General features: G+C 69.9%; 18 protein-coding genes. 4 read left to right on the top strand and 14 right to left on the bottom strand.

All coding sequences use genetic code 11. From position 1 onward, the window contains the following. Positions 1–65: 65 nt before the first annotated feature. The 7 genes from ACZK39_RS10820 to ACZK39_RS10850 all read right to left on the bottom strand — a co-directional run bounded on the left by ACZK39_RS10820 (position 66) and on the right by ACZK39_RS10850 (position 11,215). On the bottom strand, positions 66–2,291 hold the full coding sequence (locus ACZK39_RS10820) for a choice-of-anchor Q domain-containing protein (protein WP_463613316.1): 2,226 nt from the start codon (positions 2,289–2,291) through the stop codon (positions 66–68). Positions 2,292–2,343: 52 nt separating this feature from the next. After that, the gene (locus ACZK39_RS10825; protein WP_463613317.1) at positions 2,344–3,132 is read right to left on the bottom strand and encodes a carbohydrate binding domain-containing protein; all 789 of its coding nucleotides are present in this window, start codon (positions 3,130–3,132) and stop codon (positions 2,344–2,346) included. A gap of 105 nt (positions 3,133–3,237) precedes the next feature. Then, the gene (locus ACZK39_RS10830; RefSeq protein WP_463613318.1) at positions 3,238–4,296 is read right to left on the bottom strand and encodes a LacI family DNA-binding transcriptional regulator; all 1,059 of its coding nucleotides are present in this window, start codon (positions 4,294–4,296) and stop codon (positions 3,238–3,240) included. Positions 4,297–4,413: 117 nt separating this feature from the next. Continuing rightward, positions 4,414–5,508, bottom strand: a complete 1,095-nt coding sequence (locus ACZK39_RS10835; protein WP_463613319.1) for a ScyD/ScyE family protein — start codon at positions 5,506–5,508, stop codon at positions 4,414–4,416. A 185-nt stretch (positions 5,509–5,693) separates the two neighbouring features. Next, positions 5,694–8,129, bottom strand: a complete 2,436-nt coding sequence (locus ACZK39_RS10840) for a carbohydrate-binding protein (protein WP_463613320.1) — start codon at positions 8,127–8,129, stop codon at positions 5,694–5,696. After that, positions 8,119–9,141, bottom strand: a complete 1,023-nt coding sequence (locus tag ACZK39_RS10845) for a LacI family DNA-binding transcriptional regulator (RefSeq protein ID WP_463613321.1) — start codon at positions 9,139–9,141, stop codon at positions 8,119–8,121. Before ACZK39_RS10845 ends, ACZK39_RS10840 begins: the two co-directional genes overlap by 11 nt. Beyond that, on the bottom strand, positions 9,134–11,215 hold the full coding sequence (locus tag ACZK39_RS10850) for a glycoside hydrolase family 36 protein (protein WP_463613322.1): 2,082 nt from the start codon (positions 11,213–11,215) through the stop codon (positions 9,134–9,136). The genes ACZK39_RS10845 and ACZK39_RS10850 overlap by 8 nt, the downstream gene beginning before the upstream one ends. 163 nt (positions 11,216–11,378) lie before the next feature. On the opposite strand from ACZK39_RS10850, the gene glmU reads away from it, so the two are divergent. Both glmU and ACZK39_RS10860 read left to right on the top strand, forming a co-directional pair. Then, on the top strand, positions 11,379–12,860 hold the full coding sequence (glmU, locus tag ACZK39_RS10855) for a bifunctional UDP-N-acetylglucosamine diphosphorylase/glucosamine-1-phosphate N-acetyltransferase GlmU (RefSeq protein ID WP_182781789.1): 1,482 nt from the start codon (positions 11,379–11,381) through the stop codon (positions 12,858–12,860). Positions 12,861–12,865: 5 nt separating this feature from the next. Next, the gene (locus tag ACZK39_RS10860) at positions 12,866–13,840 is read left to right on the top strand and encodes a ribose-phosphate diphosphokinase (protein ID WP_182781790.1); all 975 of its coding nucleotides are present in this window, start codon (positions 12,866–12,868) and stop codon (positions 13,838–13,840) included. Between the two features lie 31 nt (positions 13,841–13,871). Here the strand turns inward: ACZK39_RS10860 and ACZK39_RS10865 are convergent, their stop codons facing one another. From ACZK39_RS10865 to ACZK39_RS10895, 7 genes are all read right to left on the bottom strand, one after another. Next, complete coding sequence (locus ACZK39_RS10865) at positions 13,872–16,370, bottom strand: FGGY-family carbohydrate kinase (RefSeq protein ID WP_463613323.1); 2,499 nt, start codon at positions 16,368–16,370, stop codon at positions 13,872–13,874. Further along, entirely contained in the window at positions 16,370–17,530 is a 1,161-nt protein-coding gene (gene rhaI / locus ACZK39_RS10870) for an L-rhamnose isomerase (RefSeq protein ID WP_182781792.1), read from the bottom strand. Before rhaI ends, ACZK39_RS10865 begins: the two co-directional genes overlap by 1 nt. Positions 17,531–17,616: 86 nt before the next feature. Next, positions 17,617–18,633, bottom strand: a complete 1,017-nt coding sequence (locus tag ACZK39_RS10875) for a LacI family DNA-binding transcriptional regulator (RefSeq protein WP_463613324.1) — start codon at positions 18,631–18,633, stop codon at positions 17,617–17,619. A gap of 101 nt (positions 18,634–18,734) precedes the next feature. After that, complete coding sequence (locus ACZK39_RS10880; RefSeq protein WP_182781937.1) at positions 18,735–19,559, bottom strand: carbohydrate ABC transporter permease; 825 nt, start codon at positions 19,557–19,559, stop codon at positions 18,735–18,737. Between the two features lie 5 nt (positions 19,560–19,564). After that, entirely contained in the window at positions 19,565–20,497 is a 933-nt protein-coding gene (locus tag ACZK39_RS10885; RefSeq protein WP_182781793.1) for a carbohydrate ABC transporter permease, read from the bottom strand. Between the two features lie 150 nt (positions 20,498–20,647). After that, positions 20,648–21,928 carry an ABC transporter substrate-binding protein gene (locus tag ACZK39_RS10890; protein ID WP_463613337.1) on the bottom strand — a complete coding sequence of 427 codons (1,281 nt, stop codon included), beginning with the start codon at positions 21,926–21,928 and terminating at the stop codon, positions 20,648–20,650. A 58-nt stretch (positions 21,929–21,986) separates the two neighbouring features. Beyond that, positions 21,987–24,761: a family 78 glycoside hydrolase catalytic domain gene (locus ACZK39_RS10895; protein WP_463613325.1), complete on the bottom strand. Its 2,775-nt coding sequence runs from the start codon at positions 24,759–24,761 to the stop codon at positions 21,987–21,989. Between the two features lie 180 nt (positions 24,762–24,941). On the opposite strand from ACZK39_RS10895, the gene ACZK39_RS10900 reads away from it, so the two are divergent. After that, on the top strand, positions 24,942–25,940 hold the full coding sequence (locus ACZK39_RS10900; RefSeq protein WP_459054889.1) for a LacI family DNA-binding transcriptional regulator: 999 nt from the start codon (positions 24,942–24,944) through the stop codon (positions 25,938–25,940). Positions 25,941–26,021: 81 nt separating this feature from the next. Then, a complete protein-coding gene (locus ACZK39_RS10905; RefSeq protein ID WP_459054888.1) occupies positions 26,022–26,915 on the top strand; it encodes a GTP-binding protein LepA in 894 nt (297 codons plus the stop codon). Positions 26,916–26,973 lie beyond the last annotated feature (58 nt).

A 26,973-nucleotide genomic window follows, 5' to 3' on the forward strand; every position in this document is an offset into this window, starting at 1 on the left:
AGACCGGCCCGCGGGGAGTGATCTCCACGCGGGCCGGCCAGGGTCATTCCTGCTGATGGCTCAGATCAGGCCACCTCCACCTCGAAGGCCCCGGCGTCGGGGCCGTCGCCCTGCGGGCGGGCGACGCCGCGCTGGTCCGTGGCAGGTGCGGCCGCCGGATCGCCCGCGTCGACTGCGGGGCTGCCGGCCAGCAGCGCGTGGGTGAGCGTCGGCCCGCCGTTGTCGGCCAGCGGACCGAGCAGGGACTCCTCGACGACGATGTCCGTGGGGGCCGCCGCACCACAGGTGGTGTCGCCCAGCACGTTGGCGCCGAGCGACTCCATCACGAACGGGCCGCCGTAGGAGACGATGCACTCGTCGCCGGAGTTGCCGGAGATGATCGACGCCTGCAGCGTGGCGCTGCCGGCAACCAGAGGGCTGAACGAGCCGAAGAACGCACCGCCGGCTGTTCCCCCGGGCGCGGTGTTGTCGGTGACCGTCGATGACGAGATGGTCATCGCGCCGTCGGTGTGGAACACCCCGCCGCCGTGCCAGCCTGTCGAGACGTTGCCGCTGACCGTGCTGTTGACGATCGTGGTGTCGCCGAGCGACCGGACGCCGCCGCCCACGTCGTTGGCGGAGTTGCCGCTGACGGTGGAGCGCTCGATGGTGACGGTGGAGTTGCGGAACCCGTAGACCCCACCTCCGGCGCCGCCCGTGACGGAGTTGTCGCGCACCGTGCTGTCGCGCAGCACGAGCGTGGCTCCATCACCTGTGTAGATCCCGGCCCCGCCCCTCCAGTAGTCGATGCCGCCGGTGGTGACCCTGCTGTCGGCGACGACGACGTGGTCGAGCGTCAGGTTCCCGTTGTTGAGGACGCCGCCGCCGACTTCGTAGCCGTAGCCGTCGCGCAGCGTGAGCCCCGTGACGGTGGCCTCCACGCCCGTGTTGACGACGAGCGCACGCACGGAGTCCTGGCCGCTGACCGCCACCCCGGGCGCCGCCGACGCGTCGATGACGACGTCCTTGCCCAGCGTGAGCTCGGAGCCGCTCAGGATCGTGGCGCCAGCCAGGTCCGGCGCAAAGGTGACCGTCCCACCGGAGCACACTGCGCCCAGCGCTGAACGCAGGGAACCCGGCCCGGTGTCTGCGTCCGTGGTGACCTCAATGGCTGACGCGCAGGCCAGGCGCAGGTCGTCGACGAGGACGGCCTGGCCGCGCTTGGTCTGTGCGCTGAGGGACAGCGCCCGGACGTCGGCGAGGTCGAGCGTGGCGCCGTCGTCGTTGGTGAACGAGCTGAACGGCAGCGTCACCGTGCGCCATCCCGCGGTGTCGTCGCGGAAGGTCGAGGTGAACGTCACCGGCCGGCTCACCGGCTGGTAGACCCGCACGTAGTCGATCTTCAGGGTCTGCGGGAACGTCGTGTTCTCCCCGACCGCGCCGCCGAAGTTGCCGCCGACCGCCGTGTTCATGATGAGGAAGAACGGGTGCTCGAAGACCCACTGGTTCGGGTCCACGTCGGCGGGTGCCGCGTCGTGGAACTCGATGCCGTCCACCGTCCAGGTGATCTTGCCCGGCGCCCACTCGACCGCGAAGGTGTGGAAGTCGTCGGCGACCGGGACGTCGAAGTCGTACGTGCCGCCGAAGGACTGGCCGCCCGAGTAGCCCGGGCCGTGGATGGTGCCGAACACCGTGGTGGGGTTGCGCCCCACGTTCTCCATGATGTCGATCTCACCGGAGGCGGGCCACGGGTTGCGGTTGATGTCGTTGCCGAGCGCCCACACCGCCGGCCACAGGCCCGAGCCGGATGGCACCTGCGCGCGGGATTCGATCCGGCCGTATTGGAACTCGGCCTTGTCCTGGGTCACCAGGCGGGCGGAGGTGTAGAGGCAGGGGCCGTAGTAGCACTGCTGCGCCGTCTCGGGATCGGTCTCGCGCGTGGTGATGACGAGGTTGCCCTCACCGTCGGTGGCCACGTTGTCCGTGCTGTCCGTGTAGTACTGCAGCTCGTCGTTGCCCCAGCCCGGCTTGCCGATGATCGTGCCGTCGCCGATCTCGTGGGTCCAGATGTCAGCGTTCGGCGCGGTGCCGGCGGGGGTGTTGAACTCGTCGGCCCAGGCCAGCTCCCAGTTGGCGGCGTTGGCGTCGCGGTCCTGCGTGGCGTTGTTCTCGATGCCGACGCTCACCCTCTTGCCGCTGCCCGTGCCGTAGTAGAGGAACTCGAGCCCGGCCGAGCTGCTCCAGTCCTGCGCGGCGGGGAATTCGCGGCGTACCGCGGTGTTGCCCGAGGTGGGGAGCGTGGCTTCCAGCACATTTTCGTACGCGTCCTGACCGGGCACCGCGAGCGCATCGCCGGCCGCGATCTCAGTCGGCAGAAGGCTTGCTCAGCTTCACCTCGACGGTCGCGGGCTTCCCCTCGTCCACCTGGGTGTCGGCGGCCGAGAAGCCGACGGTGAGCGGCCGCTCCGGTGCGACGCCGTAGAGCTCGAAGTCGTCGAGGTAGTACGACTGGGTGGTGCCGCCGGTGGCAAGCGTGCCGAACGCCCAGCCATGGATCTCGGTGAGCCCGAAGCCGTCGTTGGGGGCGCCGTTGCCGATCTCCTTGCGCGTCATCTCGGCGAACGGCAGTTCGACGGTCCTCCAGCCGGAGATGTCGTCGACGAAGGCCGCGGTGAACCGCTCGGCCTTGTCGGCGGTGGAGCCAGGGACGGTGTTGTCGATGACGTCGACGAAGAGATTCGTGCCGGTGCCCTGGCCGTGGAGCTTGAACTTCAGGCCTTCGTAGGCGCTCCAGTCCTGGGACACCCACTGGGTCTCGGTCTCGTCCTCGAAGCCGTGGATGATCACGCCGAAGGAGTCGACGTTGAAGTCGCCCCTCAGCACGTGGTTACCGTCTGTCGCGCCCTCTATGGGTGCGGGCGCGGACGTGGTGCGCTCAAAGGTGGTGGTGCTGTCCGGATCCGTGGCGACGAAGAACCCCAGGGGCACGCCCTCGGCCGTCTTGGCGCCGGTGACCAGGGGAGCCTCGAAGTCGTCAACGACGAGAGGCTCGGCGGCGAAGGCGGAGGGAACAGTGAACAGCGAGAAGAGCAGGGTCGACGCCAGGACGGCGCCACCTGCTCGCGAGATGGAACGGGACCCCGGTCCGGACATGCGGTGGCCTTTCGTGAGGGGGCTCTGCGGGCAACCTTGCCCGGAGAGAGCGCTCCCAGAGAGCGCTCTCTCAGAGAACCACAGAAGTCGCCTTGAGGCAAGAGGTCAGGCGGATTCGCGCGCCACCAGGCTGACGGGGAGCAGCAACCGGTCCACGCCACGGACCTCGGGCACGCCGTCGCCCAGGGACAGAATCCTGTCCGGGCGGGCGATCCCGAGCAGCATCCGGGCCATGGTGCGACCCTGGAGCACGGTGTCCTGACGCACCGTCGTGAGCGGAGGCTCGGCGGCGGCCGCCAGCGGGATGTCGTCGAAACCGACCACCGCCACATCCTCGGGCACCCGTCGACCGGCGCGGCGGAGCGCGCGGAGGGCGCCCAGCGCCATGAGGTCTGAGGCGGCGAAGATCCCGTCGATCTCCGGGGACCGGCTCAGCAGGCGCTCGGTGGCCAGCTCTCCACTCGGTTGTGTGAAGTCCCCGTGCTCGACCAGGGTCGTGTCGAAGAGAACTCCGAGGGCCCCCGCGAATCCTTGCAGGCGGTCGATGGCGGCGGACATGTCGGCAGGCCCTGCGACGGTGGCGATACTGCGGCATCCCCGCGACACGAGGTGTTCGGCGGCGATCCGCCCACCGCCGAGGTTGTCGTTGTCGATGTAGGGCACGCCCAGGGAGTCATCGATGGGACGCCCACCGATCACGAGCGGCACCCCGGCGTCGATCATCGCGCGCGGGATGGGGTTGTAGGTGGCGTGCTCCGAGATGAGCAACACCCCGTCGAGCGGTGCACTGCGCAGGTAGCGCTCGATGCGGTCGAGATCGGGGTACGACTGCGCCATCAGTAGCGTCAGCTGGACGTCAGCCTCCAGCAGCTCCTGGCTCACCCCGCGCACGATGGCGGAGAAGAAAGGGTCTCCGAAAACCCGTGGGTCCGGCTCGGCGGCAACCAGGGCGACGGCGTCCGTGCGGCTGGTGGCGAGGGTGCGGGCGGCCTGGTTCGGGACGTACCGCATGTCCGCGATGGTCCGCTCGACACGCGCCCGGAGCTCCGGGTCCACCGTCGAGACGCCGTTGACGACGCGCGACACCGTGGCCCGGGAGACACCGGCAGCGGCGGCCACCTGCTCCAGGTTGGGGCGGCGTGGCGTCTGCTCCGACGATCCCACCACGTCTCCTCACGACTGCCTACGCCACGGCTGCGGCCTGAGGAGATGCTACTGGACGGGTGTGGCCCGTCCGCCGCAGGAGGCGAACGGGCCACACAATCCCACGTAGGTCTGCTGTCAGAGTGGCTGCGAGAGCAGGGTCCCGTTGCCGAAGGCTCCGACGGTGGCGTAGAGCGTCGACCCGCTGACCTCGACATTGGCCGCACCGTCGGCTTCCAGGAACAGGCTGGCGGTGTCTCCGCCGGCCGGGACCTTGAAGACGCCGGGACCGAAGAGCGAAGCGACGTAGAGGTTGCCAGCCCCGTCGAGGGCGATCCCGGTGGGCGTGATCAGCCCGTCGACGTACATCTCATACGCTCCGGTTCTCGCGTTCACCCGGTACACGGCGCCGCGAGCTCCGAGGCTGTCGTCCTCGGGGCCACCCGGCAGCGACGACACGAACAGCCGTCCGCCCGGGCCCACCTCGACATCTGTGGGCACCCCCTCGAACCCGTAGCTCAAGCCGGCGCAGGACGGCACACCGAGGGCTTCGGCCGCCTCCTCGGTGATGGTTGCCATACTGGCGGGCAGCACCATCAGGGTGCTGATCGCTCCTGACCTGAGGTTCACCGAGAAGACCGCGTTGGCTCCCGCGTCGGCCACGTAGGCGGTATTGCCCGCCACCGCCACCGCGTAGACGTGGCTGTCGACGTCGACGTCGGCGCCTGTGTAGCTGGCAGGGATGCCCAGCGCGTCCAGCTCCGAAACGCACTCCTGGTTGGCCGCCGCATCCTCGGCTGACAGGCCGTACTGCACGTCCTGGTCGGGATTGTTGTCGATCTCGTACTGGGCCAGCTGGTCGGTGATCGTCGTCACGACGCCGTGGGAGTCGATGGACTTCAGCGAGCCGACCATCGGCCTTGGGTCCTCAGGGCCCGCGCCCTGGCTCTCTACGAAGAAGAGGGTGCTGCCGCGGTAGTCGCTGCCGGCGACATCCCACTCGGGCGCCTCATAGAGCGTGGTGGCGTCGCCGCCGGCGACGGTGGTGAGCCTGCCGGCGAACTCCTCCGAGACGGTCACCGCCTTGCCTGGACCCACCGACAGGTGCAGGGGGCCGATCAGCCCATCGGCCAGCGTCGTGGGTTCGTCCGACGGTGGTGCGGCCTGGGCGAATGAGGCCGAGGCGAGAATCATCAGGGCGGCAGGTACGGCCGCCAGCGTGCGCGTCTTCATCGAGGCTCCTCTGGTCAGTGACGGTGGGAGCCGGAACGACATCCTGGTCAAGCCCCCTGAGGGGAAGGCTCGTGGGGAGGCGGGCGGGTGTCAAGGTGTCCTGGCGCAACCCAGGTGGGGTATGCGGCGGTCAGCGGGGAAGCGGGACACCGTTCGTTCCGTCGCCGCCCATATCTGCGTGAGGATCACTGCTTGGGGTGCCTCAGACGAGCGACTCTCACCTCCCGGATGAGCGGCGGTTCGCCGGTGGGATTGAGCAGACTCAGCGGCTGGTCGGCAGTGGTCAGAGTCACGGGGATGGCCCGCTCCCAGAAGTTGTCCCAGGAGTAGGTGTATCGGACGTGGGCGTCGCCCGCCTGGCTCGCGCCCTCCCACACCTCCAGGCGGCGGTCCACCACCTGGGGGTTGTAGTCGTGGCTGCCCCGCAGCTCCGCGTTGGCGTAGGTGACCACCACGACGAACTCGCCGGCCGCCGCCAGGGCCCCGTCGCGGGGGAGGGTGGCGCCCCCGTGCCAGGGCACCCGGACCACATCGACGTCAGCGGTACGCGTCACCACCAGCGACCGCACCAGGGCGGTCCCGCCCGGGCAGCTCAGTTCGATCTCGTTGATGCCCTGGGCCAGGAACACCCGGTCGACGCCGGCTGCCGCTCCCGCCGCGACACCGACGCTTCCGGCGTCCTGGCCGTTGACCCGGAGCGAGACCCCGCGCCCGCCGTCGTCGACCATCCGCACCGCCAGGTCGTGATAGCCCGACTCCCAGGCGGAGGCGTAGACGTCGGCCCGTCCGGCCCCGGAGAGCCGGGCCGCGCCCGCGCCCGCCGTCGTCCAGTCCAGGTGGGCGCCGTCGAACAGCCGGAAGGTGGCGGCGGGGTGGACGGTGGGATCGCCGTCGGTGGCGTCCATCAGGGCGAACCGGTCCAGGGTCACCTCGGCCCCCGGGAGCAGCGAGACCCCGTCGACGCTCGTCCGAAGCGACAGCTCCCGCCGCCCCTTGGCCAGCGGCCCGAGCGTCTCCGCGCTCCCGCGGTACTTCCCCCGCGACCGCTCGTTGAGGGCGAGGCTCGCCGGGTGGTCGACGAAGGCCGCGAACACGCCGTCGACGAACAGTGCGTGCCGCCCGGGCTCGCCCGCGGCGCTGCCGATCGCCTGGAAGCGATACGTCCCGTCGCGGGGCACCTCCACCGTCCACATGGCCGCCGAGGAAACCTCCCGGAACGACGACACGTCCGCCCCGCCCGCGGCCAGGAACTGCCAGCCCTCCGCGGCCCTCGGGTCGTAGCGCGACACCTCGGCCGCCGTGAGGATCGTGTCCTCCGCCTCCACCGTCGCGCGCCACGGATCAGCGGTCGGTGGCCCGGCGACGGCGGGCGTGATGAGCGCCTGGTAGGCGCAGTACCGGTCGTACGGCGCGACCGACAAGCTCAGGCCGCCGTCCTCGACGAGCGCCCCACGCACCGACGACACCATCCGCGGCGCCGCATGGAGTCCGTCGACCCCCGTCAGCACCGCCTCGCGCACCTCGACGTCGACCAGCGTCCCGAACACCGCCGGGTCCAGGCCGGTCAACTCCAGGACGAACTCGCCGTCGCCGCCTCCGCACAGCACCGTGGCGCGCGCATTCCCGGCGTCGACGGCGGCGATCGCCTGGAGGGTGTCCGGCACGTCCGGCTGGGGAGGGGTGACCGACACCGTCGTCGAGCCCTCGAGGTCGCCGTACCACTTGAGCATCCACCAGCCCCCGTTGGCGCCGTGGGCGCGGGCGGTGTTGTCCGACAGGTTGCCCGCGTAGTTCCAGTAGGCCATCTGGGCGTCCACCTTGGTGTCCTCGAACATGGCGAGCCACTGGATCAGCTGGCCGGGGACGGCCATGTCGCGGAGCATGCCGTACTCGGTGATGTTGACGTCGATGGGCTCGATCCCGCGCTCGGCCTCCATCGCGCGGTACTCGCGCAGGTGGCCGCGGTAGGTGCCGAGGTTGTCGATGCCCAGCTCGTGCCAGATGAACACCTCCGGCAGGCAGCCGTGCACGACGGCGTAGTCCAGGAAGTCGGCGGTGCGCTCCGGCTGCCACTGCATGTCGCCCGGCCCGCCGATCCTCGGCTCGCCGAGGCCGTGACGCGCCCAGACCCCGCGGATGACGCCGACGACCGCCAGCCAGTCGGCCAGGAACTGCTCCCGGTGCTCGGGCCACTCCGGGTACCAGTTGCCCCCGTCGGGCTCGTTGAAGGGGATCAGCACGTAGTCACCGGGCCGGGCCGAGCGGGTGGCGACGGCCTCGGTGATCCTTTCCACCACCTCGAGGAAGGCCCAGGCGCCGTCCGGGCCATCGCCGGGGCGCCGGCTGCCGTGGTAGGGCCAGTCCGGGTAGTGGTCCTGGATGTAGATGTACATGTCGCGGCCGTGCTTGGCGAAGAAGGCGCCCTCGACGGCGAGCGCGTCGCCGCTGGGGTGCTGCGTCCCGAACGGCGCCTTCTGGCTGGTGTTGGTGAGGTGGGCGCCGTTGAGCAGCGCGGCGGTGGGGACGCCGTCGTCGCCCAGGCCGTACAGGGTCCCGGAGGCCCCGCCGCGGAAGGAGCCCACGGGGGAGGCGCAATCCACGAGGAGTCGGTCAATGGTCACGGGCGGGCCTTCCGGGGCGGGGTGCGGCGGTGCTGGCGCGCAGGATGAGGTCTGGGGTGAGGGTGATCAGGGACTCTCCGACGGCGCGGTCGCGGAGGAGCTGCCAGCCGCGGCGGCCCAGCTCGGCGAAGTCCTGCGCGACGGTGGTGAGCGCCGGGTTCCACAGCTGCGCCAGGGGATGGTCGTCGAACCCCGCGACACTCACGTCCCGCGGAACCCTGACGCCCCGGTCCCGGAGGCCGGCGATCACGCCCATGGCCACCTCGTCGTTGCCGCAGAACACGGCCGTCACCTCGTCGCGCCCGGCGAGCGCTCGGCCGAGGGGGCGCGCCTCGGCGGGCTCCCAACCCGCCTCGATGATGGCGGGCACCGGCCGGCCTGCCGTGATCAGCGCCCGGCGCCAGCCCGCAGTCCGGCCGCCATCGCCGTCAGGGGAAGGGACGCGCACGTGGTGCACCGTCGGATGTCCGAGGGAGAGGAGGTGGGAGGTCAGCGCGAACGCGCCGGCGTCCTCACCGATCACGATCTGCGCCCTCCCGTCGAAACGACCCCCTGACAGGGCCACGGCTGGCACCCCTGAGGGCAGCCGGTTCAGGGCCGCCACGCCCGCGGGGTCGAACGCCAGCACGATCACCCCGGCCACGGGCTGGGACAGCGCCAGGCCGACGGCGGCGCCCAGCTCCGCCTCCCCGGCGCCGTCGAGCGCGGTGATGGTGACGAGGTGGCCGTCGGCCCGCGCCGCCTCCTCGACCCCGCGGAGGGTCTCGGCGTAGCCGTAGCGCGACGTGTTGCCCGCCAGTACCGCGACCACCCCGGGCGCCCGCCCACCCAGCGCCCGGGCGGCGGGATTGGGCGTGAAGTTCAGCTCCGCGACGGCGGCGGCGACGCGGGCGCGCTTGTCGTCGCTGATCCGCGCGGCGCCGGTGAGATACCGCGACACCGTCGGCACCGAGACCCCGGCCAGCGCGGCCACGTCCTTGATGGTCGCGGGCTGGGCCGTCGCCTCATCCACGGCGGTCCGAGGGCGTGAGCCGGATCAGGCGGGCGCTGGTGGTCAGGGCGGTGTCGGCGTGGAGGGTCCCGGAGGTGGCGTCCCAGCTCAGGTCCCAGCCGTCCGCGGCTTGTGGAAACACGGTCGTGACGGTCACGGGGCGGCCCGTGAGGTGGGGGACCGGCAGCGCCACGCCGTCGGCCTCCTCCCGCTTCCACAGCGCGACGAGGGCGTCGTCTCCGGTGCGGAGTCCAACGGCGACCACCGGGTCCGTCCAGGCTGGCAGCCCGAGCGGCCAGAAGGGGAGCGCGTGCCGGAGCTCGGAGCGGAGAGCCTTGGCCACGTCCACCGCCTCCCGCACCAGCGCCAGCTCCGGACCCGACATGGTGTTGAGGTAGCCGGAGAGATAGATGCGGCCGACGAGCCCAGTGACCAGGCAGAACGCGATCTCCTCCGGGTCCATCCCGTGCTGCGGATAGGCCCAGCTGGCGGCCTGTTCGGGGAGCATCTGCATCGGCGCCGACGCCGCGATCGGCGGGTAGAGCCTGAAGTCCTGTTGGTCCGAGGTGGACTGGAGTTGAAGGCGGCTGAGCATGGCGAAGTCCGCCCGCATTCCTCCGGAGCCGCAGTTCTCCAGAATCAGCCCGGGGTGTCGGTCGAGGACGCCGTCGAGCCAGGCCAGCACGGCGCGCGAGTGCTCCAGCAGGCCGTGGCCGACGCTGTCGGAGGCGTGGTCCGTGCCCGCACCTGGGTTGATGTTGTAATCCAGCTTGAAGAAGCCCACGCCGAAGTCGCTCACCAGGCGGTCGACGACGCCGTCGAGGTGGGCGCGTGCCGCGGGGTGACGCAGGTCCAGGTGGTAGCGGTCCTGCTCGACGATCGGCTGGCCGTGCCGCTGCAGGAACGCCTCCGCGGGGAGTCGGTCCGCCATCGGGCTGCGCACGCCGATCACCTCGGGTTCGAGCCAGAGGCCGGGCGTCACGCCGTGGCCGCGGATCCGGCCGAGCACCTCGTCGAGCCCCCCTGGGAAGCGGGTGGTGGACGGCAGCCACTCGCCGACGCTGTCCCACCAGTGGCCGGAGTCGTCGTACCAGCCGGCGTCCACGCAGAACACCTCCGCGCCCACCTCCGCGGCGGCGTCGATGAGGGGGAGGAGCTTGTCGGTGGTGGGGTCGCCGCCCAGCGTATTCATGTAGTCGTTGAAGCACACCGGCATGAGCTCGTTGTCCGGGTGCGGCCGTCGTGCGGCGCGTCGGTAGCGGGTCATCGCGGCGGCGGCGTCGTCGAGGGTGGCGCCGAGTGCGACGGCGGCCTTGACGGTGGTGAAGGACTCGCCGGGGGCCAGGACGAGGGACCAGGCGTGGTCCAGCTCCGTCGGGCCCGACAGGGCCACGGAGAAGTCGTCGTGCTCCTCGCCCACCTCGATCCGCCACGGCCCGTTGTGTTCCACCTGCCACAGCCAGGCCGCGCCCTCGGGGTCCGAGGTCGCGGCGGCCACCGGGGTGAGCTCGCCGCTGGACCAGGTGCCGCGGGAGACGAGTGTCGCGGCGCCCCTCGGGCGGACGCCGGTGAGGTGGGCCGCGATGGCCGGGAACAGGTCCGGTCGGAAGGGGCGGGCGCTCCACCGCGACTCGGCCAGCCAGTCGCTGGCGGCGCTGTGGAACTCCCAGGAGCCCGCGTCGCGCACGCCCAGAGGCGCGGCCCAGGAGGAGACCGACCGCAGGCAGACCGGCGCCGCCCCGGTGGCCGTGACGGTGACCTCGGAGGAGAACGCGGCCACGCCGTCCGGGGAGGCCAGGAGCACGTCGGCCTGGATCCCGTCGCCGGAGAGGGTGAGGCGGAGACGGTGCCAGGCTCCGTCCGTGGTCGCCTCATGCGTGAGGTAGCGCAGCCGCTCGCCCAGGGCTGTCATGCCGACGCGGGTGCTGGCCAGCGCGTGCCCCGAGGTGGTGGTGAGGATCTGCACGAGCCCGACAGGTTCGGCGGAGGTGACCTCCACTCCGTCAGCCCCTGCCGAGGTCAGTGCCACCGGCCCTTCGGGCGCCGTGGTGAAGGTCAGCGCCAGCCCAGCGTGCCCCCAGGTCAGTTCGGTCACGGTCACTCCCTTGTCGCGCGGTCGCGGCCAGTCAACCACATTTCTGATAACGGTTTCAAGGACGGCCCGCCCGGAGTCCGCGCAGTGGCGGGCGCGGGGCTGGTATTTTGACCGGGTGAGCCCCGGGGGGAGCTCGCGGTCGGCGACCGAAGGAGAAACACCCGTGTCCACCACTGACAGCGACCTCGCGCCCGTCGCGGCCGTAGTCGTCCTCGCCGCAGGCGGCGGGACCCGCATGAAGTCCGCCAAGTCGAAGCTGCTCCATGAGGTGGGGGGCAAGCCGATGCTGAGCTTCGCCGTCTCCGCGGCCGCCGCGCTCAACCCGGCTCACCTCGTCGTGGTGGTGGGGCATCTGCGAGAACAGGTCTCTGACCACCTCGAGAAGCTCTCCGAGGCGGTCACCACGGCCGTCCAGGACGACCAGCTGGGCACCGGGCACGCCGTCGCCTGCGGGCTCGCGGGTCTCGGTGAGCTGGAGGGCGACGTGGTGGTCACCTACGCGGACGTGCCGATGCTGACGGGAGACACCCTCCGCCAGTTGGTGGCCGTGCACCGCGCCCATCACCATTCGGTCACGGTGCTGACCGCGCGCGTCGAGGACCCCACCGGCTACGGCCGCATCATCCGCGACGGGGACGCGGTGACCGGGATCGTTGAGCACAAGGACGCCACCGACGAGCAGCGCGCCATCGACGAGATCAACTCCGGCATCTATGTCTTCGACGCTGCCACGCTCCGCGAGGGCCTCGCCTCACTCACCACCGACAACGCCCAGGGCGAGCAGTACCTCACCGACGTGCTCACCTACGCCCACTCACGCTCGCAGCGCGTGGGCGCCCACCTCATCGATGACGTGTGGCAGACCGAGGGAGTCAACGACCGCGTCCAACTGGCCCGGATCAACCTCGAAATGAACCGCCGGATCCGCGACGCGTGGATGATGGCGGGGGTCACCATGGTTGACCCGTCCAGCACGTGGATCGACGTGGACGTGGACCTCGCCCGAGACGTCGTGCTCATGCCCGGCGTCATCCTCCAAGGGGCCACGACGGTGGGGGAGGGCGCCATCATCGGCCCGGACACCACACTCATGGACGTCGAGGTGGGCCCCGGCGCCGAGGTGATCCGCACGCACGGGTCCTTCGCCGTGATCGGCGAGAACGCCACCGTCGGCCCGTTCGCGTACCTGAGGCCCGGCACCGAACTGGGCAAGGGCGGCAAGATCGGCACCTTCGTCGAGACCAAGAACGCGGTGATCGGCGACGGCGCCAAGGTGCCGCACCTCACCTACGTCGGGGACGCGGTCATCGACGAGGGCGTCAACATCGGAGCCGGCACGATCTTCGCCAACTACGACGGCGTCTACAAGTCGACGACCCACGTCGGCAAGCGCGCCTTCGTCGGCTCCAACTCCGTGCTCGTCGCGCCCGTCGACATCGGGGCGGGTGCCCTGGTGGGCGCCGGCTCCACGATCACCGATGACGTGCCGGCCGGCAGCCTCGCGCTGGCGCGTGGCAGGCAGCGCAACATCGACGGCTGGACGGCCGATCGCCGCCCTGATTCGAAGGCGGCCGCCGCGGCGGCCGAGCACGACGGCAGCATCCACCCTGCTGTTCTGGAGTCCCGAGCGAAGAAGAAGGCCTGATCGACGTGTCGCAGATCGCCAAGAACAACAAGCACCTCATGCTCTTCAGCGGGCGGGCCTATCCCGAGCTGGCGCAGGAGGTGGCCACCCTCATGGACGAGCCGATCGTGCCCACGCGGGCGCTCACTTACGCCAACTCCGAGATCTACGTGCGCTTCGAGGAGTCCGTGCGGGGCTGCGACGCCTTCGTCATCCAGTCCCACACCGCGCCGGTCAACGAGTGGCTGATGGAGCAGCTCATCATGGTGGACGCGCTCAAGCGGGCCTCCGCCAAGCGGATCACGGTGGTGGCGCCCTTCTACCCGTACGCGCGCCAGGACAAGAAGCACCTCGGCCGCGAGCCCATCTCGGCGCGGCTCGTCGCGGACCTGTACAAGGCTGCAGGCGCCAACCGGATCATGTCCGTAGACCTCCACGCCGCCCAGATCCAGGGCTTCTTCGATGGCCCCGTCGACCACCTGTGGGGGCTGCCGGTGCTCTCGGACTACGTCAAGAAGAACTACGACGTGGGCAACATGTGCGTGGTCTCCCCCGACGCCGGCCGGGTGCGGCTGGCCGACATGTGGACCGACGTGCTCGGCACCCCGCTGGCCATCGTCCACAAGCGGCGTGACCACGACAAGGCCAACACCGTGGCCGTGCATGAGGTGGTGGGCGATGTCGAGGGCAAGGTGTGCCTGCTGGTCGACGACATGATCGACACGGCCGGCACCATCGCGCAGGCAGCCCAGGCCCTGCATGACCGGGGTGCGTCCAAGGTGATCACCGCCGCAACGCACGCCATTTTCTCCGGCCCCGCGGTCGAGCGGCTCAACGGCGCGAACGTCTCGGAGATCATCGTGACCAACACGCTGCCCATCCGCACGGAGCAGCCCATCAACAACCTGACGGTGCTGTCCATCGCTCCGTTGATCGCCAAGGCCATCAACGCGGTGTTCCTCGACGGCTCGGTCACCTCGCTCTTCGGGGGCGTCTCGTAGTTTCGTCCGCCGCGTCGCCGCGAGGGCGCCGTCAGGCCTTGGCCACCTGCTGTCGGTACGCCTCGGCCTCCCAGGTCTCGATGAAGCGGCGCTCCGCCTCGTTGAGGGCCCGCACGCGGCCCAGTGCGGTCGCGGCACGGCCCACGGTCAGGGCGTCGACATAGACCTGCAGCGCCGTGGTGGCGGACTTCTCGGAGTCGCCGACCGCGGCCACGCCGGCGCCGGGCACCACCACGATCACCGGGTCCACCCCGCGCGCCTCGCGGAACGCGGCCAGCGCGCCCGGCAGCTCGTCGGCAGTGGTCACCACGAGCGGAAACGAACCGGCGTAGACGATCTGGTCCGGGATCAGCGGGCCCTCGACGAGGAACCGCGCACCGGTCTCGGTGGCCGGGAAGCTGCGGGCGATGCCGCCCTCGTCGGTTGCCACAGCCACCGCGCCCAGGGCCGCGCGGAACGCCTCCGCGACGGCGCCCAGGTCCGCACCGGACGGAGTCGAGGGCTCGTCGGCGGACGCCGACGCCACCGCCTCCTCGATCCTGGCAAGGATCCGATAGCTCTCGGCACGCACGTCGTCCGGGTTGTCGCCGGCGACGATGAGGCCGTGGTTCATGAGGAACGTCGCCTTGGGCGCCGGCTGGCCGGTGCGTGAGGTGAAGTCCTCGCGCCGCGCCGCGATCTCGCGGGCAAGCGGAAGGCCGGGGTCCACGTAGGACACCCAGAGCACGTCGTTGCCGAACATCTCGGCAGTCAGGTGCTCGCCGTCGGCGTTGCAGGTGATGGCGTTGATCAGCAGCGGATGCGTGTGGAACACGTAGGTGTCCGGGATCAGCGCGTGAAACAGGATCTCCACCGACGGACGGCGGGGGCCGTCGTCGCGGCGGGCGAGCCCGGCGATGTGGTTGACCGGGTCGCCAAGGCTCGGGTCGGGGTCCGGGGCGTCGAGGGAGTTCAGCAGCACCTGCATGTCCAGCGGCACCAAGTCCTCGGCGGTGATCGAGGCCAGCGAGACGCCGCTCGGCTTGATCCACAGCACGCCGTCGGCCTTCGCCGACGAGTTGCCACCGCCCGCGCGGGTGAACGCGGGATTCGCGCCGAACTCGTGGGACAGCGCGGTGATCTCGGCGAGCTCGAGCTCGGGGCGGGAGAGGAACTGGGTCACGGTGGTGGAAGCCATCACGGTCTTTCTGAGGTCTGAGAGGGAGCCGGAGAGGATGCCGACGGAGCGGGCCTGGATCAGGCAGTTGCCGAGCGCCGTGGCCTCGACCGGGCCGGCCGAGACGGGAAGGCATGTGCGGTCGGCAGTGCGCTGCGCGAGCAGCCTGTTCTGGCTACCCCCGCCCACCACGACGACGCGGCGCGGGGAGCGGCCGGTGATCGCAGCGAGCTCGGAGATCACGCCGGCGTAGGCATCAGCCAGGGACTCGATGAGGGCGCGCGTGAACACAGCGGGGTCCTCGAGCCGCCCGTCGCCGCCGGCCAGCGCCTTGACCCGGCTCACCATGTCGCCGGGCGGGAGCAGGCTGGGATGGGTGGCGTCGAAGTGCGGGGCGTCGGTGACGGCGCGGGCGGCCTCCACCAGGTCCGGGACGGAGTACTCACGGCCGGCCGCCGCCCAGGTGCGGACCGCCTCGGAGAGGATCCACAACCCCATCACGTTCTTGAGGTATCGGACGGTGCCGTCCACGCCCCCCTCGTTGGTGAGGTTGGCCTGCCGCGACTCCTCGGTCAGGATCGGCGCGTCGAGCTCCATGCCGACGAGGGACCAGGTGCCCGACGAAATGAACACGTCGTCGGCCTCCAGCGGTGCGCCGACGACGGCGGAGGCAGTGTCGTGCGAGCCGACGGCCACCAGCGGCACGCCGGCGGCCGGACCCGTCGTGATCGGACCGACGACGGCGCCCGGCTCGACCACGTCGGCGAAGATCCGGCGGGGGAGGCCCAGGCGCTCGATCAGGTCCCAGTCCCACTGGCCGGTCAGGGGGTCGAGCAGGGCGGTGGTCGACGCGTTGGTGCGCTCCGCGACCGCCTTGCCTGTCAGCCAGTAGCCGAGCAGGTCGGGGAGGAGGAGGAACCGTGTGGCGCGGTCCAGCCGGCCGGCAGCCTCGTCGTCGGCCAACTGGTTGACCGTGTTGAACGGCACGTCCTGCAGGCCGACGCGGGAGTACAGCTCCTCCTCGCTGATCCGCTCGCGCACGAGGGCGCGGCCGCGCTCGGTGCGGGGGTCGCGGTAGTTGAAGGGGAGCTCGAGCAGTCCGTCATCGCCGATGAGCCCGTAGTCGACGGCCCAGCAGTCGATGCCGAGCGCGGCCACCCCGTCCGGGGCGGCCTCCATCGCGCGGCCGATGCCCGCCTGGATCTCGTCGAAAAGCGCCACCACGTCGAGCCGGAGCCCGTCGTCGGTCTGGCGGGCGGCGGTGGAGAAGCGGTGCACCTCGTTCAGCGAGACGCGACCCTCGGCGAACGTGGCCAGCACCACCCGGCCACTCGTCGCGCCGAGGTCCACCGCGATGACGGACTGCTTCGGCATCAGGCTCCCCAGCCCGCCTGAGCCCCGCCCACGCGCTCCTCAGCGATCTTGGCGAGGTAGCCCGAATCGGCGAACGCCTTCATGGGGTCGCCGGCCAGCCCCCGCGACTCGCGCCACTCGGCCAGCATGGGCCGCACGTCGGTGTAGAAGGCGTCCATCATGATGGCGTTGGCGCCGAGGACGTCGTTGGAGTCCTGGGCGTCCTGCAGGGCGTCGGCGTCGACGAGCAGCACGCGGGCCGTCATCTCCTGGACGTTGAGCACGGAGCGGATCTGGCCGGGGATCTTGTCCTCGACGTTGTGGCACTGGTCCAGCATGAACGCCACGCCGTTGGCCGGGTCGAGGCCGCCGCCGCGGCGCACCTCCCAGAGGATGCGGAACAGCTGGAACGGATCGGCCGCGCCCACCACGAGATCGTCGTCGGCGTAGAAGCGCGAGTTGAAGTCGAACGAGCCGAGCTTCCCGAGGCGCAGCAGCTGGGCGACGATGAACTCGATGTTGGTGCCAGGCGCGTGGTGGCCCGTGTCGAGGCAGACCAGCGCGCGGTCGCCGAGCGCGTTGACGTGCGCGTAGGAGGTGCCCCAGTCCGGCACGTCCATGTGGTAGAAGGCCGGCTCGAAGAACTTGTACTCCAGCACCAGGCGCTGCTCCGCGCCGAGCTGGCTGTAGATTTTGGCCAGGGAGTCTGCCAACCAGTCCTGACGACGGCGGATGTCGCCCTGGCCGGGGTAGTTGGAGCCGTCCGCGAGCCAGATCTTGAGGTCCTGCGAGCCGATCTCGGTCATGATGCCCAGGCACTCGAGGTGGTGGTCGATCGCCATCTGGCGGACCTTTGGGTCGTTGTGGGCGAGGCTGCCGAACTTGTAGGCCTCGTCCTGGAACGTGTTGGAGTTCACCGTGCCGAGCTCGACGCCCAGATCGGCGGCGTAGGTCTTGAGCGCGCTCCAGTCCTCGACCTTGTCCCAGGGGTAGTGCAGGGCGACCTTCGGCGACAGGCCGGTGTACAGGTTCACCTGGGCGGCGTCGGCCAGCTTCTCCTGGATGGTTCGGGGGGTGCCGGGGGTGCCGAACACGCGGAACCGGGTGCCCGAGTTGCCGTAGGCCCACGACGGGACCTCGATGACCTGGTCCTCGAGTTGCTTGCTGATGGTGCTGATCATGGTGGGCGCCTCCTCGCGCTTTAATCGTTTCAGGCGATTGATTGAAACGATACAACTCTGTGGGTGTGGGGTCAACGCCGGGGGTACTACGAGACGCTTGATGCCCGGGCTACCAGGGTGGGGGTGAAGGTGATCGTGCGGTGCTCGTGCGGGCGGCCGTGGTCCTGGTCCTCCAGCTCCTGCAGCAGGAGTTCTGCCGCGGAGGACCCGAGCTCGCGCCTCGGCTGCGCCACGGAGGACAGCGGCACGGCCGCGGCGGCGGCGAAGTCGATGTCGTCGTAGCCGACGATGGCCACGTCGTGCGGGACTCTGATCCTGGCCGCCACCAGGCCCTGCAGGAGCCCGATCGCGATCATGTCGTTGGCGCAGAAGATCCCCGTGGGGCGCTCCGTGGCCGACAGCAGCGCCAGCTGCTCCGCCGCCGCACGGCCCGACGCGAAGTCAAGAGCGTTGACGGAGATCGCGAGAATGCTGACGCCGGCCGCAGCCGCGGCCCGCTCGGCACCCTCGCGTCGATCCCTGACCTGCGCCAGCGACGACGGGCCGCCGACGAAGGCGAGCGCCGTGTGCCCCTGGGCGATGAGATGCTCGGCCGCGATCCGCCCGCCCGCCACGTCGTCGACACCGACGGTGCAGCCTGTCCCGCCGTGGGCCCGGTCCACCAGCACTGTGGGGATGCGCGCCTGGAGCAGGGCGTCGACCTCTGGTGGCGTGGCGCCGATCGGCCCGAGGATCACGCCCCGGACCCGCTGGTCCCGGAACGAGCGCAGCGCGGAGGCCTCCCGCTCAGGGCGGTTGTCCGAGTCACCGATGGTGGCCGCGTAGCCCGCCTCCTCCAGCCTGCCCTGGGCGCCGCGCAGGACGTCGGCGAAGAACGGGTTGGCCACGTCCATCACGGCCAGCCCGATTACTTTGCTCTTCCCGGCCCGCAGCGCCTGAGCCTGTTGATTGGGCGCCCAGCCAAGGTGGCGGATAGCCTCCTCCACGCGCTCACGGGTTGCCGGGAGTACCCGCTCGGGGTTGTTGATGACGTTGGACACGGTGCCGATGGACACGCGCGCCATCTCGGCCACGTCACGCATGCTGAGGCGCGGATGGTTCACCGGACTCCGTTCGGATTCGGGGGGCTGCGCATACTTTACGCGCCGACCCCCCTCGGGCCGCGGACGACGAGGGCGCCGCGACGACGACCCCGTCGCGATGGTCATCCCTTCACCGCTCCCGATGTCATCCCGGCCACGATCTGGCGCTGGAAGAAGATGTACATGATCAGCGGCGGGATGGTGATGAGCATGATGTTGGTGAACAGCAGGTTGTAGGACGTGTTGAACTGGCTCTGGAAGTTGAACAGCGTCAGCTGCACCGTGGCGTTCTGGTCCCCCGGGAGGAAGTAGAGCGGGTTCTGGAAGTCGTTGAACACGAACACCGACTGCACCACCACGACGGTGATGATGACGCCCCGGAGCAGCGGGAGGACCACCTGGAAGAACAGCCGCATCGGCCCGGCGCCGTCGACGATGGCCGCCTCGTCGATCTCCTTGGGGATCCCGGCGATGAACGCACGCATCATGAGGACGGTGAACGACAGGCCGAACGCCACCTCGATGAGGATCAGGCCGGGCAGCGTCTTGAAGATGCCGAGCGTCTGCATCACCCAGATGGTGGGCACGACGGCGGGCGGGATGATGAGGCCGGCGAGCACGAGACCGTTGATCCACGGGTTCAGCCAGCTCTTGCGACGCTGCAGCACGTAGGCGACCATCGCGCCGAAGATCACCATCAGCGTGACGCTGGCCACGGTGAGGATGGTGGAGTTGATGAACGCGATGATGAGCATGAAGTCCCGGGTCTGGATGACCGTGACGATGTTCTCCCACAGCACGATCTGCTCGGGCCAGGAGAACTGCAGAAGGTTGGCCTCCTTCTGCGGCTTCATGGCCGTGAGCAGGATGAAGGCGAAGGGGAGCAGGAAGATGACGCTGGTGAGCGCGATCCCGATGATCCCGATGATGTAGCCGATGGGCTTCATCCTGGTCACTGGGCCACCTCCTTTGAGTTGAGCCACCGCGAGAGCGGGTAGATGATCGCGGTCACGACGATGAAGAGGATGACGTTGCCCGCGGTGGAGAGGCCGTAGAAGCCCGCCTGGTACTGCTTGTAGATCACCGAGGCGATGACGTCCGAGGCAAAGCCGGGACCGCCCTGGGTGGTGGTCCAGATGAGGTCGAAGGAGCGCAGGCCGCCGATCAGCGACAGGATGATCACCGTCGAGGTGGCGGGGAACGAGAGCGGCAGCATGATGCTGCGGAAGATGTCCCACGCGCTGGCGCCGTCCACCTTGGCGGCTTCGTAGTACTCCTGGGGGATGGCCACCAGGCCGGCGATGTAGATCAGTGTGGCCAGGCCGATGCCCTTCCAGACGTCGATGGCGGCCACGGTGAGCAGCGCGATGTTGGGGTCGACGAGCCAACGGGGGCCCTCGATGCCGACCACGCCCAGGGCTGCGTTGACCACGCCCGACGTGGGGTTGAGCAGCACCTGGAACGTGAGGCCCACGCCGACGGCCGAGACCAGCACCGGGAAGAAGGTGACCGAGCGCAGGTAGCCGCGCGCCCAGATCTGCTGGACCAGGATGACGGCCAGCAGCATGCCCAGCACCACCTTGGCGCCCGAGGTGACGAACGCGTAGATGAGCGTATTGATCAGCGCGCCGACGAGGCCGGGCTCGCTGAAGAAGGTGACGAAGTTGTCGAAGCCGACGAACGTGGCCTTGAACAGCGTCCACCTGGTGAACGCGAAGTAGAAGGACAGGACGGTGGGGACGATGAAGAGGGCGATGAACACGATGCCGCCCGGTAGGAAGAACCACAGCGGGTAGCTCTTGTCGATGTGCACGGGGGAGATGCGAGGTTTGGCGGCCGACTGCGGCCCGGCAGCCGCGCGCGGTGGGGAGTGGATGGCGGACATGGAGGCTCCTGATGGCTGAAGGTCACGTCGTCGTGGGCGGCTGCGGTGCCGCTGGTTTCAGTGTCGCGGGGACAAGGGAGGAGGGTGGGGGAGGAGCGAACGACCCCCACCCTCCGCGGGTGTGTGCCGGCCCTCACGGGCCGGGGTGGATCACCAGCCCTCGAGGCCCAGCTGCTGGGCCTGCTTCTCGACGTCCTGGTCGTAGAGCTGGGCGCCGTCAGCGGCGGAGCGGATGCCGGAGCCGACCTCGACGGTGATCTTCTCGAGGTTCGGGCCCTTGACGGGGGACAGGAACTCAAGAGCCGGGCTGGCCATGCCGTTGTCGAAGTAGGTCTGGAGATCTCCCACTGCGGCCGGCAGGTCGGCGGGGAGCTCGCAGCCTTCGACCAGGTACGGGCCGGTGGGGGTCACCGCGGCGGTCTGCGCGTCGCAGGCCTCGGGGGTGGCCACCCAGTCCACGAACTTCTTGGCCGCCTCGAGCTGATCGCCCTCGGTGGTCTTCGGGATGTAGAGACCGGCCGGGGTCCAGGCGGTGAGGCCGTTCTTGGCCGCGTCGTCGCCCGGCTGGGCGAAGAAGCCGATGTTCTCAGCGGCGTCGTCCGACAGGCCGACGTAGGTGTTGATCACGAAGGAGAGCATCGGGTAGTGCGCGCCGGAGCCGGTCACCAGCTGGTTCAGCGCCTGATCCAGCTTCGCGGTGGCGAAGTCCTCGTTCACGTAGCCGGCCTCGTAGACCTCTTGGAGCCGCTGGAATCCCTTGAGCGCGGGCTCGTCGACGTACTTGGCCTGGTTGGCGGTGTACTGCTCGGCCCAATCGGGCTCAACCGCGGTCACGTTGTAGAAATCGGCCAGAATGAACAGCTGCGAGGTCCAGGTGTCGCCGTAGCTCTGGATGACGGGATCGATGCCGGCTGCCTTGATGGCCTCGTTGTTGGCCATGAACTCGTCCCAGGTGGTGGGGACCTCGAGGCCGAGGTCCGCGTAGACGGCCTTGTTGTAGAGGATGCCGCCGCCCATGGCCTGGCCGACGGGGACGCCGAACATGGCGTCGCCGCTGCTCACGGCGGTCTTGAAGGTGTCGTCGACACGCTCGGCAAGGGCCTCGCCGGAGAGGTCGACCAGCGTGGTGGTGGGGTCCAGTGCCTGGAGCAGTGATCCGGAGTTGTACCAGAACACGTCGCTCATCTCGTCGGTGGCGAGGCGGGTCTTGACGATGTTGTCGCCATCGGCGCCCTGGGGTCGCGATTCGATCTCCACGACGACCTCCTCCTGGGCGGCGTTGAAGCCGTCGGCGATGGCCTGCGCCGTGAGGAGCGAGGTTTCGGAGTTGTCGACGAGCAGTGTGATTTCGACGGACTCAATCAGATGAAACGTTTCATCTGCATGTGGAAAGGTTAAAATGTTGCTGGTCTCCCTGTCAAGGGGTTCCAGGTCTCAGTTTGGTCACGGCCGACGCCGGAGAGCGTCGGCCGTAACCAACTGGGTTTCGTCAGGTCAGGCTCTCCCGAACCACGGCCAGGATCTCGTCCCGACCGCCGTCGCTGCCGCCAAGGGTGAAGGCGTCCACCAGGACCTCCACACGGTCCTCGAGGTGCGCAGCCATCCGGTCGGCCACTGAGGCCTCGTCGGTGAAGTGCACCATGCCCCGCAGGGGCGCTGCGATGGTGCCTTCCACGAAGCGGTCCCATCGGGCGGGATCGTCCATGAGGTCGCGCACGGTCGCGGGCGGGCCGTACGTCGGCTCGGGCAAGCTGACGCGCCACTCGTGCGTGCCGGAACCCGCCTCGACGGCGACACCAGGCAGGTCCACCTCGGCCGTCACGCCCGCGGGGATCCTGGCGGAGACCACCACGTCGTCGCCTTCACGCTTCCAGCCCACCGCGATCTCGCCGAAGGGCGACAGGTGGCGGGCGGAGGCGTGGGTGAGGCCGCCGCCGGGGCGCGGCGCGATGCGGATCCGGCGGTAGCCGGGTGCGGCGGGGGCGAGGCCCGCGACGGTGCGATGCAGCCAGTCCGCCACCGCGCCCAGGGCGTAGTGGTTGAACGAGGTCATCTCGCCGGGGTTGATGGTGCCGTCGGGCAGCATCGAGTCCCAGCGCTCCCAGATGGTGGTCGCGCCCATGGTCACCGGGTACAACCAGGAGGGGCAGCCCGTCTGCAGCAGCAGGCGGTAGGCCGTCTCGACGTGGCCGGCATCGGCCAGGGCATCGGTCACCAGCGGGGTGCCCACGAAGCCGGTGGAGATCCGGAAGCCCGAGACCCGCACCAGGTCTGCCAGCCGGGCGGCGGCCGCTGCGCGCTGCTCGTCGGTCTCCAGGAGGTCGAACACCAGCGCCATGGCGTAGACGGTCTGCGCGTCGCTGAGGATGCGGCCACCCGGGGTCACGAACTCGCGCCGGAAACCGGCCAGGGCCCGATCAGCCACGGAGCGGGCGTAGGCCTCGGTGTCGGAGTCGCCCACGATGGCCGCGGCGCGGGCCGTGAAGTCGGCGCTGCGGTAGACGTGGGCGGTGGCGACGACGTCCGGATCCGCCTTGGCGCGGGCAGGCTCCTCCGGCGGCGCCGTCGGGTCCAGCCAGTCGCCGAACTGGAAGCCCCCGGACCACACGCCGTCGTCGCCGGCAGCCTTGTCCAGGTATTCCACCCAGCGGCGCATGCTCGGCAGCTGGCGGGCGAGGACGGCCTCGTCGCCGGTGCGCTCGTGCAGCACGGTGGGCACGATCGCCGCGGCATCGCCCCAGGCGGTGGCCACCATGCCGCCGAGGACGTTGGGCACCACGATCGGCACGCCGCCGTCGTCGAACTGGTCGGCCTCGAGGTCGCGGAGCCAGGAGCGCAGGAAGCCGGTGCTGTCGTAGAGGAACTCGGCTGTGGGGGTGAACACCTGGATGTCGCCGGTCCAGCCGAGGCGCTCGTCGCGCTGCGGGCAGTCGGTGGGCACGTCGACGAAGTTGCCGCGCATGCCCCACACCACGTTCTCGTGCAGCCGGTTGAGGAGCTCGTGGGAGGAGTCGAACCAGCCGGTGCGCTCCATGTCGCTGTGGATGACCACGGCCTCGGCGGAGACGATCTCGGCCTCCTCGACGCCGTCGACGCGGGCGTAGCGGAAGCCGTGGAACGTGAAGGTGGGCTCCAGCACCTCGTCGCCGGTGCCGGCGAGGTAGTAGGTGTCGGTGGCCTTGGCGGTGCGGAGAGGGCGGATGCCCAGCTCGTCGTGCTCGAGCACCTCCGCCTGGGTGACGATCACCTCGCGGCCGGACTCCGCGCGCACGATGAGGCGGACCCAGCCGACGACGTTCTGGCCGAAGTCGATGAGAAGGGCGCCCGACGGGGAGCGCCACGTCTTCTGGGCTGCCACCACCTCGGTGACGCGCACGGGCGGGCCGTCGGGGGCCACCAGCAGGCTGAGGTCGGCGTCGACAATCTCGACGGCGTCGTCGCCCTGGGGCTCGGTGATCCGCAGATCGGTGGTGCAGCCGTCGTAGATGTCGTCGGCGAGGACGCGCCAGGTGTGGGCGCGCCAGGTGTCGTCGGTGCCGAGGATGTGCCGGGTGCCGTCGGCGGTGACCACCTCGAGCTGGGCGAGGAGGGAGAGCCTGTCTCCGTACAGCGCACGCCGGTTGCCCCAGGTGAGGCGCCCGCGGTACCAGCCGTTGCCGAGCAGTGCGCGCACGTCGTTGGCGCCCTCGTGCAGCAGGTCGGTGACGTCGTGGGTCTGGTAGCGCAGGCGGTGGCTGTAGGTGGTCCAGCCGGGCGCGAGGTACTCGTCGCCGACGCGCTCACCGTTGAGGCTCATCTCGTAGAGGCCGTGCGCCGTCACATGGAGGCGTGCGCTGACGATCTCGCTGGGGAGGTCCCACTCGGTGGTGAGCAGGGGTGCCGGGGTGAGGATGCCACCGAGGGTCGCGGGGGAGATGAACCGGGCCTTCCAGTCGGTGGTCTCGAGGAGCCCGGCCTCGACGGCCACCGGCTCGCTCCAGGCGGCCCACTCGCCTTCAGCGCCCTGTGCCCGCACGCGCACGACCACACGCTCGCGAGAGGTGAGCGGCGCCTGCGGCCAGGCGACGAACAGCTGCTCGGCGGACTCGGTCTCGTGAACCGTGGCGGAGTCTTCTCTCTGGATTTCGACGGCGTACGCGGACTGCGCCCAGCCGTCGGGGGCGTCGGTGACCTGCCAGGAGAGGCGGGGGGAGGGATCGCCCAGGCCCAGGACAGTGGGGGAGACGGGGCGGTTCTCGACTCGGAGTCGTGTGGTGGTGGTCATCTGCTTCCTCGACGTTGAGACTGACGCTTCCTCGTGAAACGTTTCATCTTATGGTGGCCCGAGGGGAGGAGTTCGTCAAGCCCTGTTCTGGGTTCCGTTTCGCGGCGAATGGAGCGTTTCATCTTCGGAGCGCCTACATTGCTGCCTATGAATCCGCGCGCCGGGGGGCGCCTGCCCAGCATGAACGACGTCGCCCGCGAGGCGGGCGTCTCTCTCGGCACGGTGTCCAACGTGCTCAACAAGCCGCAGGGTTGCCGACCGGAGACCGTCGAGCGGGTGCAGGCCGCGATCACCCGCCTCGGCTTCGTGCGCAACCTCAATGCCCGCTCCCTCGTCGGGGCTACCTCGCACACCATCGGGCTCAACGTGTTCGACCTCAGCAACAGCCTCTTCGTGGACATCGCCAGAGGCGCTCAGGCCACCATTCGGGAGCGGGGCCACCAACTGGTGATCACCGACTCCGACACCGACCAGCGCCAGCAGCGCGAGCATCTGGACTACTTCGACGAGACGCGGGTGGCAGGCATCCTGTTGGCGCCCCAGTTCGACCCCGACGATGACATCGATCGGCTCGGCTCCCACGGCCGACGCGTCGTCGTCCTCAACCACGACACACCGGGTGCCTCGTGGTCCACGGTCCTGGTGGACAACGAGCACGTGGGCTACCTCGCGGCCAGCCATCTGATCGGCCGTGGCTGCCGCCGCCTCGCCTTCGTCGGGGTCCCCGAATCGCTCCAGCCGGCCGACGAGCGTCGGCGGGGCGTCGCCCGGGCGGTCGCGGAGTCGCAGGCCGTCGACCTGCTCGACATCAAGACCAGCGATCTGCAGATCGCGGGTGGCATCGTCGCCGGGCGTCAGCTGCTGGCCATGGATCCTCAGCTGCGCCCTGACGGTGTCGTGTGCGTGGCCGACCTCACCGGCATGGCCATCATCCAGGTTCTGGCGGCCGGGGGCGTGCCGGTGCCCGGTGAGGTGCTGGTGATGGGCTGCGACGCCAACATCAACGCCTGGGGTGGCCCCGTGACGCTCACCACCGTCGCCCAGCACGGCGACGAGATGGGGTCCGTCGGGGCCCAGATCCTGCTCGACGAGTTGGCCGACCCCGCTCGCCCGCCGACACGTCACGTGATCAGGCCGGAGCTGATCGAGCGTTCGTCCACGGCTGCGCTGGCCCGCTGACGCCGGCCCACACGGTGGACGAGACGGCATCCCACTTGGGGAGATGGGCCATGCTTGAGTCGATAGCGAGGGGAGGCTGCCATGGCCGCGAAGATCACAGACGCATCGCTTCGGGCCTTCGTGCTCCAGTTGGGGGACAAGCACCCGCCCATCCAACTCGCCTCCGCGGACCGCACCGTGCGCAACCCGGAGCTGGTCCGCACCCGGTTCGCCCACGTCATCGACTACCTGGCCCGCGTCGAGCTCGAGGTGGACCGCAACGTCCTGGAGCTCCTGACCGTACTGCCGAACGTCAGCGAGGTAGACCGCATCTTCTATCAGGACGTCTGGTACGACCAGGAGATGGCCCACGGCTACCTCCTGGATCAGCTTCAAGGCGACCTCGGGATGGAGCCGCAGGAGCCCTTCATGAGCATCCCGCTCCGGATGAAGCTGCTCGGCGCGCTCGCGCACTGGGAGCCCATCCACGACATCTCGCGCATGCTCTACTACCTGACCGGCGCGTCGACAGAGCGGCAGGCGGTGCTGGCCTACTCGTCGCTGATCAAGGAGCTCACCCGCATGGGGGAGACGGCCATCGCCGAGACGATCATCCACCCCATCAAGCAGCAGGAGCCCGGGCACTTCGCGTTCTACAGGATGAGCGCCGAGAAGATGGTGCAGGACGATGAGCTCAAGCCCTGGCAGGTGCAGGTGGCGCGGCTGCTGCGCTCGAAATCGTTCACGATGGTGGGTGTCGACTACGTGAAGTACTACCAGCAGGAGTTCGGCGGTGTGATGGCCGAGCTCGGCATCGACGCCGAGATCGAGATCTACGCGCGCGAGATCGGGCGCCTCGAGGCGAAGCTGCTGTGGGCCAACGAGAAGGGCATGGACTTCCCGCCCTACTTCCTCACGGCGCTGCGCGAATCGGTGGAGATGTATCGCGGCAGCAAGAGCTTCGAGGCCCCCCGCCCCAACCAGTTCGTCCTGTAGATCCGATTGGCGCGCCCCGGAGCGGCTGGGGTAAGCTTGGCGGGCTGCCTGGCGAGGG

Source organism: Tessaracoccus luoxuelianae, from assembly GCF_055326245.1.

Bases quoted from the DNA above. Each gene is read 5' to 3' on its own strand.
- ACZK39_RS10825 (WP_463613317.1), bottom strand. From the start codon at position 3,132: ATGTCCGGACCGGGGTCCCGTTCCATCTCGCGAGCAGGTGGCGCCGTC.
- ACZK39_RS10835 (WP_463613319.1), bottom strand. From the start codon at position 5,508: ATGAAGACGCGCACGCTGGCGGCCGTACCTGCCGCCCTGATGATTCTC.
- ACZK39_RS10865 (WP_463613323.1), bottom strand. From the start codon at position 16,370: ATGCCGAAGCAGTCCGTCATCGCGGTGGACCTCGGCGCGACGAGTGGC.
- rhaI (WP_182781792.1), bottom strand. From the start codon at position 17,530: ATGATCAGCACCATCAGCAAGCAACTCGAGGACCAGGTCATCGAGGTC.
- ACZK39_RS10880 (WP_182781937.1), bottom strand. From the start codon at position 19,559: ATGAAGCCCATCGGCTACATCATCGGGATCATCGGGATCGCGCTCACC.
- ACZK39_RS10885 (WP_182781793.1), bottom strand. From the start codon at position 20,497: ATGTCCGCCATCCACTCCCCACCGCGCGCGGCTGCCGGGCCGCAGTCG.
- ACZK39_RS10895 (WP_463613325.1), bottom strand. From the start codon at position 24,761: ATGACCACCACCACACGACTCCGAGTCGAGAACCGCCCCGTCTCCCCC.
- ACZK39_RS10900 (WP_459054889.1), top strand. From the start codon at position 24,942: ATGAACGACGTCGCCCGCGAGGCGGGCGTCTCTCTCGGCACGGTGTCC.
- ACZK39_RS10905 (WP_459054888.1), top strand. From the start codon at position 26,022: ATGGCCGCGAAGATCACAGACGCATCGCTTCGGGCCTTCGTGCTCCAG.